At 69.6% G+C, this 18,732-nt stretch carries 18 protein-coding genes; 6 read left to right on the top strand and 12 right to left on the bottom strand.

Features of this window, described 5'->3' with window-relative positions; all coding sequences use genetic code 11:
- Nucleotide 1 precedes the first annotated feature (1 nt).
- From RPX00_RS13135 to RPX00_RS13125, 3 genes are read right to left on the bottom strand one after another with little or no spacing between them, the layout of a single operon-like run.
- Nucleotides 2-658: a response regulator gene (locus RPX00_RS13135; RefSeq protein WP_378308673.1), complete on the bottom strand. Its 657-nt coding sequence runs from the start codon at nucleotides 656-658 to the stop codon at nucleotides 2-4.
- The gene (gene macS, locus RPX00_RS13130) at nucleotides 655-1,788 is read right to left on the bottom strand and encodes a MacS family sensor histidine kinase (RefSeq protein ID WP_406639799.1); all 1,134 of its coding nucleotides are present in this window, start codon (nucleotides 1,786-1,788) and stop codon (nucleotides 655-657) included. The genes RPX00_RS13135 and macS overlap by 4 nt, the downstream gene beginning before the upstream one ends.
- Nucleotides 1,785-2,996 (bottom strand): AI-2E family transporter, encoded by a 1,212-nt coding sequence (locus RPX00_RS13125; RefSeq protein WP_406639797.1) that lies wholly within the window; start codon nucleotides 2,994-2,996, stop codon nucleotides 1,785-1,787. The genes macS and RPX00_RS13125 overlap by 4 nt, the downstream gene beginning before the upstream one ends.
- A gap of 297 nt (nucleotides 2,997-3,293) precedes the next feature.
- Between RPX00_RS13125 and RPX00_RS13120 the strand changes: the two genes are divergently transcribed.
- Nucleotides 3,294-4,343, top strand: coding sequence for a hypothetical protein (locus RPX00_RS13120; RefSeq protein ID WP_406639796.1), 1,050 nt, complete (start codon nucleotides 3,294-3,296; stop codon nucleotides 4,341-4,343).
- A gap of 178 nt (nucleotides 4,344-4,521) precedes the next feature.
- On the top strand, nucleotides 4,522-7,614 hold the full coding sequence (locus RPX00_RS13115; RefSeq protein ID WP_406639795.1) for a beta strand repeat-containing protein: 3,093 nt from the start codon (nucleotides 4,522-4,524) through the stop codon (nucleotides 7,612-7,614).
- Between the two features lie 82 nt (nucleotides 7,615-7,696).
- Here RPX00_RS13115 and RPX00_RS13110 read toward each other — a convergent pair whose 3' ends face one another.
- Entirely contained in the window at nucleotides 7,697-8,476 is a 780-nt protein-coding gene (locus RPX00_RS13110; protein ID WP_406639794.1) for a dioxygenase, read from the bottom strand.
- A 95-nt stretch (nucleotides 8,477-8,571) separates the two neighbouring features.
- Between RPX00_RS13110 and RPX00_RS13105 the strand changes: the two genes are divergently transcribed.
- Nucleotides 8,572-9,111 carry a YciI family protein gene (locus tag RPX00_RS13105; RefSeq protein WP_406639793.1) on the top strand — a complete coding sequence of 180 codons (540 nt, stop codon included), beginning with the start codon at nucleotides 8,572-8,574 and terminating at the stop codon, nucleotides 9,109-9,111.
- 29 nt (nucleotides 9,112-9,140) lie between these two features.
- On the opposite strand, the gene RPX00_RS13100 is transcribed toward RPX00_RS13105, so the two are convergent.
- Nucleotides 9,141-9,701, bottom strand: a complete 561-nt coding sequence (locus RPX00_RS13100) for a TetR/AcrR family transcriptional regulator (RefSeq protein WP_406639792.1) — start codon at nucleotides 9,699-9,701, stop codon at nucleotides 9,141-9,143.
- Nucleotides 9,702-9,738: 37 nt separating this feature from the next.
- Here RPX00_RS13100 and RPX00_RS13095 point away from each other — a divergent pair, with 37 nt between their 5' ends.
- The 3 genes from RPX00_RS13095 to RPX00_RS13085 all read left to right on the top strand — a co-directional run bounded on the left by RPX00_RS13095 (nucleotide 9,739) and on the right by RPX00_RS13085 (nucleotide 12,397).
- The gene (locus tag RPX00_RS13095; protein WP_406639791.1) at nucleotides 9,739-10,779 is read left to right on the top strand and encodes an epoxide hydrolase family protein; all 1,041 of its coding nucleotides are present in this window, start codon (nucleotides 9,739-9,741) and stop codon (nucleotides 10,777-10,779) included.
- A 114-nt stretch (nucleotides 10,780-10,893) separates the two neighbouring features.
- A complete protein-coding gene (locus tag RPX00_RS13090; protein WP_406639790.1) occupies nucleotides 10,894-11,520 on the top strand; it encodes a TetR/AcrR family transcriptional regulator in 627 nt (208 codons plus the stop codon).
- Nucleotides 11,521-11,560: 40 nt separating this feature from the next.
- Nucleotides 11,561-12,397 (top strand): NAD(P)-dependent oxidoreductase, encoded by an 837-nt coding sequence (locus tag RPX00_RS13085; protein ID WP_406639789.1) that lies wholly within the window; start codon nucleotides 11,561-11,563, stop codon nucleotides 12,395-12,397.
- An 84-nt stretch (nucleotides 12,398-12,481) separates the two neighbouring features.
- On the opposite strand, the gene dnaB is transcribed toward RPX00_RS13085, so the two are convergent.
- The 7 genes from dnaB to rpsR all read right to left on the bottom strand — a co-directional run bounded on the left by dnaB (nucleotide 12,482) and on the right by rpsR (nucleotide 18,704).
- Entirely contained in the window at nucleotides 12,482-13,885 is a 1,404-nt protein-coding gene (gene dnaB / locus RPX00_RS13080) for a replicative DNA helicase (protein ID WP_037809085.1), read from the bottom strand.
- A 710-nt stretch (nucleotides 13,886-14,595) separates the two neighbouring features.
- Complete coding sequence (locus RPX00_RS13075; RefSeq protein WP_406639788.1) at nucleotides 14,596-15,393, bottom strand: ESX secretion-associated protein EspG; 798 nt, start codon at nucleotides 15,391-15,393, stop codon at nucleotides 14,596-14,598.
- 11 nt (nucleotides 15,394-15,404) lie between these two features.
- On the bottom strand, nucleotides 15,405-16,763 hold the full coding sequence (locus RPX00_RS13070) for a hypothetical protein (RefSeq protein ID WP_406639787.1): 1,359 nt from the start codon (nucleotides 16,761-16,763) through the stop codon (nucleotides 15,405-15,407).
- A 45-nt stretch (nucleotides 16,764-16,808) separates the two neighbouring features.
- Nucleotides 16,809-17,411 (bottom strand): DUF3558 domain-containing protein, encoded by a 603-nt coding sequence (locus RPX00_RS13065; RefSeq protein ID WP_406639786.1) that lies wholly within the window; start codon nucleotides 17,409-17,411, stop codon nucleotides 16,809-16,811.
- A 7-nt stretch (nucleotides 17,412-17,418) separates the two neighbouring features.
- Nucleotides 17,419-17,781: a hypothetical protein gene (locus tag RPX00_RS13060; RefSeq protein WP_406639785.1), complete on the bottom strand. Its 363-nt coding sequence runs from the start codon at nucleotides 17,779-17,781 to the stop codon at nucleotides 17,419-17,421.
- A gap of 195 nt (nucleotides 17,782-17,976) precedes the next feature.
- The gene (gene rplI / locus RPX00_RS13055; protein ID WP_406639784.1) at nucleotides 17,977-18,441 is read right to left on the bottom strand and encodes a 50S ribosomal protein L9; all 465 of its coding nucleotides are present in this window, start codon (nucleotides 18,439-18,441) and stop codon (nucleotides 17,977-17,979) included.
- Between the two features lie 14 nt (nucleotides 18,442-18,455).
- Complete coding sequence (gene rpsR, locus RPX00_RS13050) at nucleotides 18,456-18,704, bottom strand: 30S ribosomal protein S18 (protein ID WP_009085242.1); 249 nt, start codon at nucleotides 18,702-18,704, stop codon at nucleotides 18,456-18,458.
- Nucleotides 18,705-18,732 lie beyond the last annotated feature (28 nt).

Here is an 18,732-nt window from a genome sequence, read left to right as displayed (position 1 = left end):
GTCAGTCCTCGTCCAGCCCGTGCTCGATCGCGTACCTCGCCAGCTCGACCCGGTTGTGCAGCTGGAGCTTCCGCAACGTCGACTGCACGTGGTTCTCCACCGTCCGGTGCGACAGCACCAGCCGCTCCGCGATCTGCCTGGCGGTCAGCCCCTTCGCGACCAGCCGGAGCACGTCGGTCTCCCGGTCGGTGAGCCGCGGCGGCTCCGGCGCGCCCTCCGGGGCGTCGGCCATCCGGCGGTACTCGCCGAGCACCAGGCCGGCCAGCCCGGCGGTGAACACCGGATCGCCGTCGGCCGTGCGGCGCACCGCGTCCACCAGTTCCGCCGCGGACGCCGATTTCACCAGGTAGCCCGACGCGCCCGCCTTCACCGCTTCCAGCACGTCGCTGTGCTCGCCGCTGGCCGAGAGCACCAGCACCCGCGTGTCCGGCGCGGCCGTGGTGATCTCGCGGGTCGCCTCGACCCCGGACGTGCCGCCGAGGTTCAGGTCCATCAGCACCACGTCCGGCCGCACCGCGCGCGCGATCCGGATCGCCGCCGGGGCGTCCGGGGCGGTCGCGGCCACCTCGAACCCGTTCTCGCTGAGGTCGCGGGCCACGCCGTCGCGCCAGATCGGGTGGTCGTCGACCACCATCACGGAGATCGTCCGTTCCGTCATCGTCCGTCCCTCATCGTGGCTGGCACCCGCACTTCCCACTCCGTGCCCCGGCCGGGGCCGCTGTCCAGCACCGCGGTCCCGCCGAGGTCGGCCACCCGGCCGCGAATCGACTTCACTACCCCGAGACGGCCCTCGGCGGCCGCCCGTTCCAGCCTGCCGCCCTCGATGCCAGGGCCGTCGTCGCGGATGCTCACCACGACCTCGCCGCCGAGATCCTCCAGCAACACCCAGGCATGCGCATCCGGACCAGCGTGTTTCTCCACGTTGGCCAGCGCCTCGCGGGTGACCGCGACGAGTTCCTCGGTCACGTGCGCGGGCAGGTCCACGGTGCCGGCCGGGGTCGACACCTGCACCGACGTGGTCGCCAGTAGTTGCAGTGCCGAACGGAGATCCGCGGTGTCGCCGGACCGCGCTGGCTCGCTGCTCACCAACGCGCGCAACGCGATCTCCTGCTCCCCCGCGAGCCGCGCCAGCTCGGCTGCTTCGCCGCCTACTTCGAGACCGCGACGCCGTACGCGCGCGAGCACCTGAAGCACGCTGTCGTGAATCGAGCGCGCGAGGCGTTCACGCTCGGCTGTCGCTGCTTCGGTGCGAAGTGCGCGCGCGAGTGCTTCGGCGGAGCTACGCGCGAGCGTCGCGGCCATGCCGACAAGGAGACTGCTCGCGCACAGCAGCACACCGTCGCGGACGACGTCGAGATCGACCTTCTCGCGCGCGATTCCCGTACCGACTGCCACCACGAGGCCCGCCACTACGCCGCCGCGCGCACCGAAGCGCGTTGCCGCCGCGAGGGGTCCGCCCGCTGCCCACACTGTGGTGATCAACGGCGAAGCAGCGTCGTACTGAGCGTCCGACAGGATCCACGGCGACGTGAGCATGAGCGCCGTGGTGAGTACGACGTCGAAAATCACCAGCCAGCGATGCCGTCCGCTCTCGCGCATGTACGCGAGACTCGACACGACAGACCACGCGCCCATCACGCCGACGACGAGCCACGCCAGCCACGGCCGTTGAAAGTCCGTGTGGTGCGCGATCACCACTGCCAGCGCGAACAGCCACGTGACGACACGCAGCACCACGACGCCGCGCCACAGCGGCGTCGCCGGATCCCGGGTGGAACGAACGCTCACTTCTCGTCTTCGCCGGACTCGGCGTCCTTGTCGTCGCCGGAGTCTTTGGGGTTGTCGTTCGGGTTCGCGGCCTGGCTGTGCAGCGCGTCGACCGTCGCCGGATCGGGATCGTGTTCGTGCAGCAGCGACCGGACCCCGGAGTTGAGCACGGCCAGCAGCGGCACCGCGAGCAGCGCGCCCGCGATCCCGGCGGCGACCAGTCCGATGGCGATCGCGAGCACCACCGCGAGCGGGTGCAGCCGCACCGCGCGGCCGAGCAGCAGCGGCTGCAGCACGTGGCTTTCCAGCTGCATCACGCCGACCACGATGGCCAGCACGATCACCGCGCCGATGATGCCCTTGGACACGAGCGCGATCAGCACCGCGACGCCGCCGGTGATCAGCGCGCCGATGATCGGGATGAACGCGCCGAGGAACACCAGCGTCGCCAGCGGGATCACCAGCGGAACGCCGACGATCCACAGCCCGATGCCGATGCCGACCGCGTCGACCACGGCCACCGCGGCCGTCGCGCGGATGTAGCTGACCAGCGACGCGAACCCGCGCCGTCCGGCCACGTCGACCCGGGTGCGCACGCGCTGCGGCACGCCGCGCACCAGGAACGACCAGATGCCGTCGCCGCCGGCGAGGAAGAAGATCGTGACGAACAGCGTCAGCACGAAGCCGGTGAGGATCTCGCCGACGGTGCCCGCGGTGGTCAGCGCGGTGGTGGTGATCGACGCCTGGTTGTTCTGCAGGAAGCCGATGGCCTGGTTGATGAAGTCCTGGATCTGCTCCTGGCGCAGGTGCAGCGGACCGTTGATCAGCCAGTCCTTGATCTGGTTGAGGCTCGTGGTCAGCTGCTGCTGCAGTTCCGGAAGGCCGCTGGAGAACTGGGTGATCACGAACGTCAGCAGCCCGCCGAGCACGGCGAGCCCGGCCACGAGCACGATCGCGGTGGCGAGCCCGCGCGGGAAGCGGATCTGCACGAGCCGCGACACCGCGGGGGCCAGCAGCGCCGAAAGCAGCAGCGCGATCGACACCGGCACGACGACCGAGGCCAGGTAGCCCAGCAGCCACACCACCGCGTACAGCGCGGCGATCACCACGATGAACCGCCACGACAGCGCGGCGGACACGCGCAGGCCGCGCGGGATGAAGCCGGTGACGTCGGCGACTGGTTCGGAAAGGGACGGTTGTTCGCGGTGTCCGCGCCCAGGCTGGCTCACGGGGTCAACCGTATCGGCCCTGTCGACGAAAACCGGGCGGATCGCCCAGCGGCGGGCGCGAATCACCGCTTCGCCGGTGCCGCGCGAACCGACTCTGGAGTAACCGGCCGTCTTCTCCGGGGATGACCCATCGTGAGACCCGGCCACACTCTGTGTTGTTCACACGATGGTGGCATCAAGCCGTGTCAAGGATGCGCGGCGGACCAGAAATTTGGTTGTCTCGGTTTTGCACCACCGCGGAACTATGCCGTTCCCGCCGAAAACCGAAATCAATTTTTACCCGAGGAGAATTCACCTGTGACGAACGACGCTGTGCACGAGAGGCGGGGCGCGACGCGCTTCGGCCGTCTCGCGTCGCGTGCGTTGTTCGTTGTCGGCGGCGCACTCGCGGCCACCGCGGCCGCGTGGACCGTCTCCTCGTCCGCCGCTTCGGCGGACACCATCGACACCGCCGACGCTCCCGGTGCGAGCGTCACGCCGGTCACCGACGCGACGACAGCCGGAATCGGCGACGTCACCCACGGCGTGTCCCGCTTCGCGGGCGACGTCGCCGGTGCCGCGCAAGGACTTTCGTCGTGCGGGCAGGGCGCCACCACGTGGTCTGAACCAGGCGCGTCGCGGCCCACCTGCTCGTTCGATCAGATCGGCGTCCCGCACCGGGACGACCTCGCCAGCGGCCAGGAGGCCGCCGGAAAGGTCAGCACGGCGGTGAGCGATCTCGGCGAGCACGCGGTCGTCTCGCCGGTGCAGCGCACGCTCGGCTCGCTCGAGCACATCGCGCGCAAGCCGGAGGACGCCCGCCAGGTGATCGCCGACGCGACCACCCCGCCGCCCGCCGCACAGGACTTCGGCCGGCAGCTGTGGGATCTGCTCGACCCGAGCGCTCCCGCGAACCTGGTCGACCTGCCGAAGCTGCCCGCCGGTCCAGTGTCCGGATCCGAGCAGCTGCCCGCGCCGGGCATCCCCGAGCAGCCCGCCGAGGCGGAGCAAAACCTCGGCGCCGCCGCGATGACCACGTCCGACGCACTGCAGTCGGTCTTCCCGTCGATGGCCGCTCCGGCCACCGACCTGGTGCCGGACACCGAGCTGCCGTCGCGCCACCACGGCGACCGCGGCCTGCCCGGCGCGCCGTTCTCCCCGGCGCAGCTTCCGGCCGCGCCGCTCTCCATCCCGAACTCGCCGGCCGGTGGCAGCACCGCGCCCGGCGGACACCTCGACGGCCTGAACTTCGGCGTCCCCTCGTGGGTCACCGACGCCGTCGACAGCGCCGTGGCGGGATCGACCCGCACCGGCCTCGCGCACACGCCGCGCACCCCGGGCGAGCAGCCCGGCGTCACTCCTGACTGATCCACTTCCCCCGCGGGGTCTTTGACGCACCCTCGGCCACCTTTGTGCGCCGTCGCCGTCATCGACAGATATCCCGCGGGTTTTTCGCGCGCTGCGCAATTTCCGCGCACGCATTCCCCGGTGCATTCCGCACCGCCACGAACCCGCAAGGGACCCCGATATGAAGGAGAAAAATCCCATGCAGACCTGGGCAAAGCGCGGACTCCAGACCGCGTTGGTCACGGGTGGGTTGCTGATGCTGGGCACCGGCATCGCCTCGGCCGACGAGAACGTCAACCCGGACACCCCGGCCTCGCCGCTCGACCTGAACGTCACCGTTCCGGTCGACACGTCGAACAACGCCATCGGCACGCCGCTCGGCCAGGCCGACCTCCCGGCGGTCAAGAACGAGATCAGCACCAAGCCCGTCACCTCGGCCGCGAAGGAGGCGCTCGCTTCCGCGAAGACGCCCGCCGGCTCCGCGGGCAACCTGACCGGCAGCCTCCCGAAGACCGACGCGCCGCGGCAGATCACGCCGACGAACGACGCGTTCAAGGGCAACAAGGTCAGCGGTGACGTGGTCGTCCCGATCCAGGTCGTGGACAACGCGGTCGGCGTCATCGGCGACGCGCACGTCGACGGCACCTCGCACGACCAGACGTACAACCACAACCAGGACATCGCGACCGACGGCAAGCACTCCGGCATCGCGGGCAACGTCGTGGCGCTCGACTACGCGCTCCCGGTGCAGATCGCGGGCAACGGCGTCGGCCTGGCCGGCGGCAGCGGTGCGGTCAAGGGCGGTTCGGCGCACCAGAGCACCACCGAGACCGGCAACATCGACACCACCGGCGAGGGCTCCGGCCTGTCCGGCAACGTCGTCGGCGGCCAGTTCGCGACCCCGGTCCAGGTGACCGGCAACGCCGCGTCCTGGATCCTCGGCAACGCCTACAGCGACTACACCGCCGACACCACCGCCACCTCCGGCGGCTCGATGGCCTCGGACGGCAAGGGCGCCGCGGGCAGCGGCAACGTGGTCGGCGCGCCGATCGCGCTGCCGGTGAAGTTCAACGGCAACGCCGCCGGCGCGTGGGGCTCGGACGCGGACTCCGTGTCCAGCTCCTCGGCCGACGCCAAGGCGGGCGACACCCGCACCGGCAAGCTGAACCACATCCCGACCTACATCGAGAGCAACGGCGACGAGTCGTTCCTGTCCGGGAACGCCGCCGCCGCGCAGGCGAGCCCGGTCGCGAACGTCGCGTCCGTCGCCGCTTCGTGGATCGGCAACGCCGACACCGGTACGGAAGCCGGCCGCCAGAGCAGCTCCACCCACGAGACCACCGCCGAGTCCGGCGGCTTCGTGGAGACCAGCGGCAACGACGCCGCCGGTTCGGCGAACGTGGTCGACCCGGCCGTGGCGCTCCCGGTCGAGGCTTGCGGCGTGGGCGGCACCTACATCGGCCGCGCGGTCGCCAACTGCGACAACACCACCACCGCGACCTCCGGCGACGGCAGCTACACCCGCGGCAACGGCTCCACGCTGACCGGCAACATCGTCAACAGCCAGATCGCGGGCGCCCCCGAGGTGCACGGCATCGGCGGCAGCCACATCGGCCAGGCCTCGGGCACCTCGACCGAGACCAAGACCGTGACCGCCGGCAACTACGACGGCAGCCAGGGCAACGACTCGTCCGGCTCGGGCAACATCGTGCAGGTCCCGGTCGCCGCTCCGGCCGAGGTGTTCGGCGTTGGCGGTTCGTTCATCGGGCAGGGCTCGGCCGACGGCTCCGAGACCAAGGTCGTGAAGGCGGGCGGCGGCGGCAACACCGCTGACGACAACGGCTTCCTCAGCTCGAACCTCGGCACCGTCCCGGCTTCCCTGCCGGTGCAGGTGTTCGGCACCGGTGCGTCGTTCGTCGGACAGGGCCACGGCAAGTCCAGCAACGACACCACCTCCACCGCGGGCGGCGACGTGCACGCGACCGGCGCGCAGGGCGCTGGCGCGGGCAACCTCGTCGAGGCTCCGGTCTCGCTGCCGGTGCAGGGCCACGGCGTCGGCGGCTCGGTGGCCGGCATCGGCACCGGCACGGCGGACAACCTGACCGACTCGTCCGCGGGCGGCGACGCCAGCGCCGACGGCAAGGACGGCGCGCTCGCCGGCAACATCGTCAAGGCTCCGATCGCCGGTGCGGGCACGATCTTCGGCGACGGGGTCGCCGGGGGTGCGCTCGGCCACGGCACCGCCACCAACGACGTCACCTCCACCGCGGGCGGCGACGCCGACACCAACGGTGACGGCGGCGCGGTCGCGGGCGACATCGTCGGCGCGGACGCCGCTCCGGTCGCGCAGGTCTTCGGCGACGCGGTCTCCGCGGCGGGCGTGGCCTCGGGCGACTCGATGAACAACACCGTCGTCACCGACGCCGGCGAGGACACCACCTCGGGCACCGAGGGCTCGATCTCGGGCGACATCCTCGACTTCCCGGTTCCGGCCGTGGCGCAGGTCTTCGGCGACGGGGTCGCCGCGGCCGGCACGTCGCACGCGGTCGGCGACAACGTCACCGACGTGACCGTCGGCGACGACGCGACCAACACCGACGGCACCGGCGAAGGCCTCTCCGGCTTCGACTTCTACCACCCGCTGGGTGCGCTGGTGCAGGTCTACGGCGTGCCGCTGGAGGTGCTCGGCGTGGCCACCGCCGAGGCCCCCAACTCGACCGATGTCGATGAGGACCCGATCATCGACGTGCCGATCGGCGGCGAGATGGGCGCTGACCAGCTCCCCGCGCTGCCCGCCGTGCCGGGTGGCTCCTCGGCCGCGCCGTCGCTGCCGTCGGCTCCGGCGCTGCCGGGCCTGTCGGGTCTGCCCACCGCCACCACGCTGCCCGCCCCGGCGCTGCCGGGTGCCGAGCGTGCCGACGTGCCGCAGGTCAGCGGCCTGTCCGGGCTCGGTCAGCTGAACCAGCTGAAGGGCGCTTCGGTGCTGCCTTCGGTGTCCGGGCTGCAGCACGGCATCACCCTGCCGACGGCCCCGTCGGTTCCGGGTCTGCCGGGCGTTCCGGCCCTGCCGGGTGCGGGTGCCGAGCGTGCGGACGTTCCGGGCGTTCCCGCTCAGCTGCCGGTGAAGACCTCGCTGCCGACGCTGAACCAGCTGCCCGCCGTCGCCGCGGTGCCCGCCGTTCCGGGTGCCCCGACGACCCTGCCGACCACTCCGGGTGCCGGTGACGCGACCGCTCAGCTGGGTGCGCTGCAGAAGCTGGCCGCGAAGGTGACCAGCTTCTTCAAGAAGTGAACCGCTTCGCCTGAAGCGTGCCGGGGGTAACCCCGAACGGGCCCGGAAGCCACGTGCTTCCGGGCCCGTTTTGCGTGCTGGGTCAGGAAAATTCGAGCGACCGCTTCGCCAGCCCGTGCCAGAAGCCGTCGATCACCGTGCGGCCGTCGCCCTCGCCCGAGCTGGCGCCGAGCGACACGAACAGCGGCGCGAAGTGCTCGATCCGCGGATGCGCCATCGCGGCGGCCGGGGCCTTGTGCTGGAAATCGAGCAGCGCGTCGAGGTCGCGGGCGCGCAGCATCTCGTCGCCCCAGTGGTCGAACTCGGCCGACCATCCCGGCGGGGTTCCGTCGGAGCCGTTCACCTCCCGCATCGCGCGGAGGTTGTGGGTGAAGAAGCCGCTGCCGATGATCAGCACGCCCTCGTCGCGCAGCGGCGCGAGCTTGCGGCCGAGGTCGTAGAGCGCCCGCGGGTCGAGCGAGGGCATGGAGATCTGCAGCACCGGAACGTCGGCATCGGGGAACATCTCGACCAGCGGGACGTACGCGCCGTGGTCAAGGCCGCGGTCCGGGGCGTCGTGCACCGGGGTCGCGGTCGAATGCAGCAGCTTGCGCACCCGCGCGGCCAGCTCCGGCGCGCCGGGCGCGGCGTATTTGACCTGGTAGTAGCGCTCGGGGAAGCCCCAGAAGTCGTAGACCAGCGGGACCGTCGTGGTGGCCCCGAGCGTCAGCGGAGCCTCCTCCCAATGCGCCGAGACGACCAGGATGGCGCGAGGTTTCGCCAGGTCAGCGGACCATTCCGCGAGCTGCCGGGTCCACGTCGCGTCGTCGGCGAGCGGCGGCGCCCCGTGGCTCAGGTACAGGACCGGGGTGCGGGTCGCCATGACTGCCTCCAAGTGTTTGAAACTTCAACTACTACCGTACGCCGGTCTTGGCGAATTCGCACCCGGCAGTCCGCGGGGTGCGGCAGACTCGCCCGGTGAAGTTCTTCTGCTACCACCGGGACCGCCCCGGCTCCGCCGCGTTGCGCGCCGAGCTGGTCGAGCCACATTGGTCCTATATGGACGGTTACGCCGCCGAACTGATCGCCCGCGGCCCGACCATGGACGGCGAGGTCCCCACCGGCAGCGTGCACATCGTCGACCTCCCGGACGCCGCCGCGGCCCGCGAATTCGCTTTCGCCGAACCGAATTACCAGGCCGGTGCCTACCGGGACGTGCTGATCCGCCGCTGGGACAACGCTCTCGGCCGCACCATGTGGGAATTCCCCGGAGATCTGGCGGCAGGAAACCGGTATTTGGTGCTGGGCTTGGGTTCCGGCCCCGCCGCCGACCTCGAACCACCCTCCTCGGCGGCCTTGATCGCCTACGGTCCACTGTGGTCAGACGACGGCACCACCTGGCTCGGCACCGCGGCTCTGGTGCAGGCCGCGGACGTGCGTGCGGCGCGGGAAATCCTTACCGCTAAACGCTATGCGGCGATCGAGGTGCACCACTGGCAACCCGGCGGTCGTTCCTGACGGTTACCTCGCGGAATTCCTGTCGTGCATCACCCGTCGGCGAGGCGTTGGATGATGGTGCTCAGCCAGGCCTCGAGATCGGCTGGGTTGCCGAGTTCGGAACGCAGGACCCGGCGGCGGGTCGAGACGCCGAGCACGAAGGCGTCGATCGCCTCGGCTCGGCTGCGGGCTTCCGCGTCGTCCATGCCGCTGTCGTGCAGGTAGCGGTGCAGCTTCTCCAGCGAGTTCGCGTCGAGGAAGGCGGCCAGCGCTTCCGCCGCCTCCGGGCGTTCGCCGGATGCGCGTTGCAGCACTAGCAGCGGATCTTCCCCGGGTGCACCGAACCAGCGCTGGACGATGCTCGCCGCGAGGCGCGATCCCAGCGTGGAACGGTCGCCGTCGAAAACGTCGGAGACCGGGATCTCCACCCGGGTTGCCGCTAGGAAAAGGCCGTCCTTGCCGCCGAAGTAGCGCGTAATGAGGTTGGGCGACACGCCGGCCGCGTCGGCCACGCCTTTGACCGTGATCGCGGCGTATCCGTGCCGGGCGAACTGGCGTTGCGCGTGCTCCAGGATCCGCTGCTTCGTGGCGGCCGCGTCGCGAACTGGCATGTGTATCAGCATACACATCATGTGTACGCTGATACACATGAACGACGAGATGCGGGAACGGCTCCGGCGGACGCGGCGGGTCACGACCCCGTGGAGTGACGACGGGACGCGCGGCATCAGCGGCACCCGCCTCGATGAACTGCTCGAACGCTGGGCGAACGGGTACGACTGGGGCGAGCACGAGCGCCGCATCGGCGGGTTCCCCTGGGTGACAGTGCGGGCGGGCGACGCCGACCTGAACGTCATCCACCAGCGGTCCGCGGATCCCGACGCCCCGGTTGTCGTGTTGCTGCACGGCTGGCCGGACTCGGTGTTGCGGTTCGAGCGCGTCCTGCCTTTGCTCGCGGACCTGCACGTGGTGGTTCCCGCGCTGCCGGGCTTCCCGTTCGCGGCTCCGCTCACCAGTCCCGGCATGTCGGTCAACCGGATCGCCGAGATCGTCGCGGATGCTCTCGACCAGCTTGGCTACTCGCGGTACACGGTGTCCGGCGGCGACGTGGGTGGCGCCGTCGCGGAGGTCCTCGCGAGCGAACACCCGGACCGGGTAGCTGCCCTGCACCTCACGAACGTCGCCCCGCAGCACGCGTTCACCGCGGACCCGGCGAAGCTCGCGCCCGACGCGGCGGCCTACCTCAGCCGAGCGGCGCAGTGGTTCCGGACCGAAGGCGGCTACATCGCGGAGCAGTCGACGCGGCCGAACACGCTCGCCGTCGCCCTCGGCGACTCACCCGCCGGCCTCGCGGCGTGGATCGTCGAGAAACTCCAGGCCTGGTCCGACGGCCCGGTCTTCACTCCGGACGAGCTTCTCACCTGGGTCACCGCCTATTGGGTCACCGGCACGATCGGCACCTCTTTCGCCACCTACGCCGAACCAGCCACCATCCCCGACCGGATCGATACGCCGACCTTGCTGTCGGTGTTCCCGCACGACACCAAACCGGAGCCGCGAAGCTACGCCGAGGCGTTCCTGAACATCCGCGACTACGTGCAACACCCCGCCGGTGGCCACTTCGCGGCCTGGGAACAGCCGAAGGCCTACGCCGATGACGTACGCCGCGCAGTCAAGCTGGGCGACTGAAGCAGTACTTCCGCGACCCGGCTGTCGCACCGTGTCGCGGGTCGACGGGTTGGTGCCCTCTTGCGTCGAGTCGGCAGGCCGGTGAGGGGATGCGTTGGGCCGTAGCCTGGGGTGATGGGCGGCGAGATGGTGCCGGAGCGGCCGAGGACCGGCAGGATGAGCCGGTCGGAGCGGCGGACGCAGTTGATGCGGACCGCCTTCGAGATTGTCCGGTTCGAGGGTGCCAACGCATTGACGCTGGTCCGGCTGGCTGAGCGCGCAGGGGTGTCCCGACCGGTCGTCTACGACCATTTCAGCAGCCGCGAGGGGCTGCTGATGGCGTTGTACCGGGACTACGACGAGCAGATCGTGCGGACTATCCGTCAGGTGTCACCGGGACAAGCCCGGTCGCTGGATGAAGTGGTCTCGGTACTCGCTGCTGCGTATGTCGAAGGTGTGCTGGCCGCAGGCAGGGAGTGCGGCGAGGTGCAGGCAGCACTGCTTGGCAGTCCGGAGACCGGGCAGTTCCTGCGGCAGTCGCGGCGGTTCTACGTTGAGGAGTTCCGCACCGCGCTGGAGCCGTTCGTGTCGCTGTCCGCGGATGCTGACCTGGCGCTGTTGACGGCGATCCTCGGGATAGTGGAATCGCTTGCCCGAGCGGCCGCCGAGGAGGAGTTCTCCGCGGCCCACGCGGTGGCGACGGCGACCAGCGCGGTGGTGGGTGTGCTGCGCGGAAACTCCCGGCAGACAATACCTACATAATGTAGGCTACATTGTGTAGGTAGCGATGAGGGGAGGGCCGATGACATCGCCATTGCCCGCCATGCCGATGGTCATGATCGGCGGGAACGTCCGAGCGCTCGCGCTGGCCAAGGTGCTGGACCCGGCCCTCGTGTGGTCCCCGACCGCGGCGGAGACGACGTCCCTTCACGAGGTGCTAGCCGAGCCGGCACTCGTGGTGTTGTGCCTTGACGACTACGACGGCCTAACGGACCTGCTCGACCGGCACGAAAAGCTCCTGGCCGGACAGGACATCGTCAACCTCACCTCCGGGACGAGCGCGGAGGCACAGGAAGCGGCGGCCCGGTTCGCCGCGATGAGTGCGAAGTACCTCGACGGCGCGCTGATGGCCCACCCCGAACACGTCGGCAACCCGGAGACCGTGTTGGTCTACAGCGGCTCGGCCGAGGTCTTCCAACGCAACGAAGGCGTGCTCGCCCGGTTAGGCGCGGCGACCTACCTCGGCCCGGACGCGGGCACCGCGGCGCTCTACGACGTGGCGATGCTGAATTTCGCTTGGGCGACGCTTGTCGGGTACCTGCAGACGGCCACGCTCCTCAGAACCGCCGAGGTCCAAGCGGAATCGTTCACACCGATGCTCACCCGGTGGTTGAGCGGCACCGTCGTGGACGTCATCAAGGGCTACGCCACCCAGCTCGACCGCGGCGACTACCCGGGCGACGAGGAGTGGCTCGAACTGGACTATCCGCTGATGCGCCACCTCATCCAGGCCAGCGAGGAGCGCGGGCTGGACACGAGGTTGCCGCGACTGATCGAGTCCCTAACGGCAGAGGCAATCGCGGCCGGCCACGGCAAGAAAAGCTTCGCGAGCCTGACCGAGGTCATGTGCCACGGGTAGCCTCCTTGCGCCGGAAGTGACGGGTCGGCCACACCAAGCCTTGAACGTCCTCGGAAAGCGTGTTTGCGCAGCGGCGGGTCGCGGTCAGTCGTGGGCCAGATCGGCGAACCGGCTGTAGTGCAGCTGGTGGGCGACCACGATCGTGCTCGTCGGACCGGCACGGTGCTTCGCCAGGATCAGGTCGGCCTCGCCAGCGCGCGGGTCGTCGCGTTCCCAGGCGTCCGGGCGGTTGATCAGGATGACGATGTCCGCGTCCTGCTCCAGTGAACCGGATTCACGCAGGTCGGACAGCATCGGCTTCTTGTCGGTTCGTTGTTCCGGACCACGGTTCAGCTGGGAGATCGCGATCACCGGCACTTCGATCTCCTTCGCCAGCAGCTTCAGCTGACGGGAGAACTCCGACACTTCCTGCTGCCGCGATTCGACGCGCTTGCCGGACGTCATCAGCTGCAGATAGTCGACGACCACGAGCTTCAGGTCGTGCCGCTGCTTGAGCCGGCGGGCCTTCGCGCGGATCTCCATCATCGTCATGTTCGGCGAGTCGTCGACGAACAGCGGGGCCTCGGACACCTCGCTCATCCGGCGGGCCAGCCGCGTCCAGTCGTCGTCGGACATCTTGCCGCCGCGCATGTCGGCGAGGCGGATTTTCGCCTCGGCCGACAGCATGCGCATCACGATCTCGGTGCGGCTCATTTCCAGCGAGAAGATGACGCTGGTGAGGCCGTGTTTGATGGACGCCGAGCGGACGAAGTCCAGCCCCAAAGTCGACTTACCGACACCGGGCCGGGCCGCGACGATGATCATCTGGCCGGGGTGCAGGCCGTTGGTCAGCTCGTCGAAGTCGGCGAAGCCGGTCGGGATGCCCTGGGACTGGCCGCCGCGCGAGGCGATCGCGTCGATCTCGTCCATGGTCGGCTGGAGCAGGTCCTCCAGCGCCACGTAGTCCTCGCTCGTGCGGCGCTCGGTGACGTCGTAGATCGCGGCCTGTGCGCGGTCGACGACCTCGTCGATGTTCGCGCCGTCCGCCGCGGCCGCGCCGTAGCCGTACTGCACGATGCGCGTGCCCGCCTCCACGAGCCGGCGCAGCACCGCCTTCTCGGACACGATCTCCGCGTAGTAGCCCGCGTTGGCCGCGGTGGGCACGGTCGCGATGAGCGTGTGCAGGTACGGCGCCCCGCCGACGCGGCCGAGTTCGCCGCGCCGCTCCAGTTCGGCCGCCACGGTGATCGGGTCGGCCGGTTCGCCGCGGCCGTAGAGATCGAGGATGCAGTCGTACACGGCCTGGTGCGCGGGCCGGTAGAAGTCGCCGGGGCCGAGCGCCTCGATGACGTCGGCGACCGCGTCCTTCGACAGCAGCATGCCGCCGAGCACCGACTGCTCCGCCGCGATGTCCTGCGGCGGCTGGCGGTCGAACCCGCCAGGGCCGGGGTCGCTCGGACCCGGATCGGACTCCGCGTACGCCGGACCGCGGTCATCGGTCACCGCCACTGCCCGGACACCTCCCTCGCCCGGCCGTGTTCCCGGCCGTCCCCGTTGTCTCGCGTGCGCCTGTCCTGTGCCGAACGGAGTCCGCCCGGCTCATCCGGAGACCGGTTCATGCGAACACCTGTTCGAGTATGCCGGAGTCGGCCCGGCTTTCCCAGTCGCCCGTCCGGTCCTCTTCGATGATGGACCGGGCGGTTCCCCGCGCCGATGACCGCCACGCGGGGCCACCGGGAGTACTGGGCGCGAAGGCACGCTAGATCCCCCGGAAGGACGAGCGCAATTCCGGGTGTTGACCGTCCTGTGGACAACCTGTGGATGACTGGGGGCAACGAATCACAGGCGCCAGTGAGCCTGTGGACAAAGTGGGGACAGTGCTGATCGGCTTCACAAAACCCGCAGGTCAAGGCCTGTGTAGAGACTGTGGAGAACTTCGCGAAAACTCGTCCGGCGTGTCGTGTCGAACTGGTTCTTCGGCGTGTCGCACCCTCGCCGATCCACCGCCCTGTGGATGGTTGCTACGCACGGTAGATCACCGACCCGATGGGCTGAACGAAGGAGAATTCCCCACGCGGCCCAGCCCGCGGTCGCGCACAGTGAGCGATCGGGCAAAAGCGCAGGTTAACCGCGTGCAAACGCGAAACCGGGTGAGGTTCACCGGCCGGACACCTCGCGGTGCCGTGCCGGGAACCCCACCCGGAGTAACGCTCGAAGGGTCAGCCCAGGGAGCTTTGGGCTTGGCGCAGCCGCTCGGAGAGCGCCTGCTGCGTGCCGGGAGTGAACACGATGAGCGAGTCCTGCCCCGGCCGCTCCTCCATCAACCACCGGCCCTCGCTGGTGTCGATGAAGTTCACCGGCTTCGGGATGCGCCGCCGCCGTCCGCCGTTCGGGCGGGTCGCGACGTACAGCGCGCCGCTGCCGGTGCGCGGCAGCTTGAGGATCCGCTGGATCTCCTTGAGCGGCGACAGCTGTGCGTTGCGCTGTCCGCTCGTCATGATCGAGCCCTGCGAAGCGTCCTCCGACCCGGCGGACCGGCCGCTTTCGTACTCGCTGCGGCTGGTGACGAGCGGTTGCCCGGACGCCGCCTTGCCCGAGGGCAGGAGGTCGAGGAACGTCTGCAGCAGCAGGTCCGGACGCTGGCGCGACACCGTGACGGTGTTCTCGCCGATGATCCGGATCAGTCCGAAGCCGCCGCCGTTCCCGCTGCCGCACAGCACCGAGTAGTTGCCGGGGCTGCCGTCCTCGAACGTGCCGTCGAACCAGCCGTAGTACTCGAGCTGCGGATGCGAGATGGACTCGACCAGCGCGAGCAGATCGCGGTCCATGCCGCGGGGTCCCATCAGGCCGGACTCGGTCAGCGCCTCGTTGACCTGCTGGTCCAGCTTCCGCTCGGCGTCCGGGTCGTGGAACACCGGGGTTTCGGCGATGGCCTGGTGGGGCTCACCGCCCCGACGCCGGATCAGGTTGTACAGCGTCGGGAGGGTGAACTTGGTGGGTCGGTCAAGCGTGATCACGTCGGCTGGCCTCATTCACCGATCACGGGCGGAACGGTCAGCTGGTCGGAGCCGAAGAGTTCGTTGGAGTCCTCTTCCACCAGGTACTTCGTCTGGTGCTCCTCGTCCTCCTGGCCCTTGCCGCCCTTGGCTCCGGCACCCATGCCGCCCATTCCGGCAGCACCGGCTTTGCCCGCCGCGCCGCCGCGCATGCCGCCCATTCCGCCGGCTCCAGCGCCCGCGCCGCCTGCCATGCCGCCCGCGGCCGCGCCGGAACCGCTGCCACCGGGACCGAAGCCCGCGCCCGCGCCGAACGCACCGGGACCGAAGGCCGCGCCCGCGCCGGAACCCGCGCCGCCGCCCCCGCCACCGGGACCGAACTGGCCGGCACCGCCGCCAGGGCCGAAGGTGCTCGGGTTGAACTTGCTCGGGTCGGTCGTCGGAGGCGTCCAGCCGGAGGTCGTCGTGCCGTCGCTCCCGCTGCCGGGGTAGTGCCCGCTCGGGTTGCCGACGCCACCGTGCCCAGGACCGGTCGGCAGGTTGGTGTGCGGCGGGGTGTTGGGCCCGTTCGGGTCGAACTTGGGCGTGTCCACCTTGGGCGGAGTGAAGCCGCCGCCCCCGCCCCCGGGTCCGCCGCCGAAGTTGCCGCCGGAACCGCCGGGCCCGCCGCCGAAGTCGCCGCCGGGGCCGTTCGGGTTGGACAGGTTGTTGCCCTGCCAGGCGCTGTACTGCGGCAGCCCGCCCGCGTTCTGCCCGCTGGCGTTGAAGTAGTTGGTGTAGGCCTGGACGTTCGCCTTGCCGGTCTCGTTGTACTTGTTGATCTCGTCGTCTTTGTCGCTGAACGGGTTGATCCCGTCGACGAAGCCGGCGTGCGGCGGGTCCTTGGGAATCTCCTGGACCTTGCCCTTGACCGTCGAGAAGCAGTCGACCTGCGTGTTCAGGTACGTGTGGCTCTTGCCGAGGTTGTTGACCGAGTCCTGCAGCCACGTGCCGAGCGGGTGCGCGCCCGCCTGCGCCGCGGCGGCGCCACCGCCCTGCCAGGCGGCGTCCATCTTCTTGTTCAGGCCGTCGATCTCGGTGATCCGGTCGTTGTGCACCGTCTTGAGGCTGTTGGCCGCCGAGACGCCGCCCTGAAGCGACGAGCTGTCCCCGACGTGGATCTTTTCCCAGATCACGCGCGCGTCGATCGACCGGCCGCCGAGGTCCGCCTCGGCGAGCTTCGCGTCCGGGCCTCCGCTGAACAGGCCGACGAGGCTGCCGGCCACGGCGCCGATGCCGGCCCCGACCGCGGTGCCGACGACCGGCACGACCGAACCGACCGCGGCGCCGACGCCGGCGCCAGCGGCCGCGTACTTCAATTCCTTGCCTACGGTGTTGGCGTCATTCCCCATGATGAGCCACTCCTTCTTTCGAGCCGAGCACCGGCTGTCGGGCGGTCATGCCGCGCCCTTGAGATGTTTGACCACTGCGTTCCCGAACTTCTGCGCGAGACCGCAGGGGTTTTTCTTGTTCGGGCCGGCACCGATCGCCGGTGTGATGGTGACGGAGAGCTGGTCGGTTACCCCGAGCCAGAGCTGGCAGTTGCCGCTGGGCCGCAGATCGGCCTTCGAGGTGAAGACACCCGGGTAACCGTCGATGCTCACCGGCTCGAAGTAGGCCTGCCCGGCCTTCTGGTCGTAGATGTCGCTGATGCCGCCCTTGTTCTGTGGCACCACCCGGAGGCCGATGGAGTTCCGGCCCTCGTCTGCCGACCTCCACTGGCAGCCGGGGAGGTCTCCGGTCAGCGTCTCCCCAGGAACCGCCAGCCCGAAATCGGTTGTCTCGGCATCGGTGAGGACCTTGCATGGGTTGCCGCCCAGCAAGTCCTGAGTGGGCAGCGCGGCGGGGACCTTCGGGCCCGACCCGCCTCCAGTCGCGCTCGAACTGGCGGGCGCCTGCGAGGGGGTGCTGCCTCCGTCGGCCTTTCCTCCGCCGCAGGCGGTCAGGAGACCGAGAGCGGCGACGGCAGCGGCGGCGATCCGGATGGTGCGGTGCGGCATGAGCAGCTCAGACCTTCGTCTTGCTTGCGGCGTCGCGTGCTTCCTGCTCGGCGACGGTGATTTTGTTTTTGGCGGCCTTCAACGCGGTAATGAAGTTGGTGACATAGTCGACCATGCGCTGGTGCTGGGTCAGCAGGGTCTGCCCGGACGGATTCGCACCCTTGTCGACGAAGTCATTGCTGGCGAACTCGTCGGCTGGACGCTTGACGTTGGCGATCGTCTGCGCGTGGTTGAGGTCCTTGCTCAGGTTATCGAGCAGGTCTTCCCACTGTTTGATGACCGAGTCGACCTCGTCCTCGCTGAATTTGTACCCGCCTGCGGATCCGTATCCGCCGACCATGATCGGCGCGGGCGGTGGTACGTCGGACATCCGGGTGACCCCCTTTGGCACAGTTCTCGCTCCCCAAGCGGCGAGATCAGCATGTTGGATGGTAACGCACGCCCGCTGGTTCCCGCTGGGCGTTCAGTTCTTTAGAGACCACGTCGGAGCTGCGGGAAGACCGGCGAAACGAAACCGCCCCCGGAGAAGTCCCCGGGGGCGGTTTCGCGGTAAAAGACGCGAGCGTCAGTTCGCGGCCGTGGCCTTGACCTCGAGCCGGACGTCCACCTTCACGTTCGGGTGCAGGCGGGCGCTGACCGAGTGCTTGCCGACCGTCTTGATGTGGTCGCGCAGGTCGAGGACGCGCTTGTCGAGCAGCGGGCCGCCCTGTGCCTTGATCGCGTCGACGATCTCGCCGGCGGTGATCGAGCCGAACAGCTTCTTCGAGCCGGCCGCGGCCTTGCCGGTCAGCTGGATCGCGCCGAGGCCCTCGAGCGTCGCCTTGATTTCCTTGGCGTGGTCGAGGTCGCGGATGCGGCGGGATTCCTGCGCGCGCTGGATCGTGCGCACGTTCTTCTCCGCACCCTTGCTGGCCACGATGGCGTAGCCGCGCGGCAGCAGGTAGTTGCGGGCGTAGCCGTCCTTGACCTCGACGATGTCGCCGGGGCCGCCGAGGTTCGCCACGTCGGTGGTGAGAATGATCTTCGCCATGACTAGTGCTCCCCTCAGCGCGCGGTGGACGTGTAGGGCAGCAGAGCCATCTCGCGCGAGTTCTTCACCGCGATGGCGATGTCGCGCTGGTGCTGGCTGCAGTTGCCGGTGACGCGACGGGCACGGATCTTGCCGCGGTCGGAAATGTACTTCCGCAGCAGGTTGGTGTCCTTGTAGTCGATCGTTTCCGGGCGGCCCTTCTTCTCGGCCTTGCAGAACACGCAGACCTTCTTCTTGGGCTTGCGAATGGGTGGCTTGGCCACTGTTGTACTCCTGGAATTCTAGAAAGAG

The sequence above is a fragment of the Amycolatopsis sp. WGS_07 genome, assembly GCF_045278895.1.
Lineage (GTDB): Bacteria > Actinomycetota > Actinomycetes > Mycobacteriales > Pseudonocardiaceae > Amycolatopsis.
This window is presented reverse-complemented; position numbering and strand designations above follow the sequence as displayed.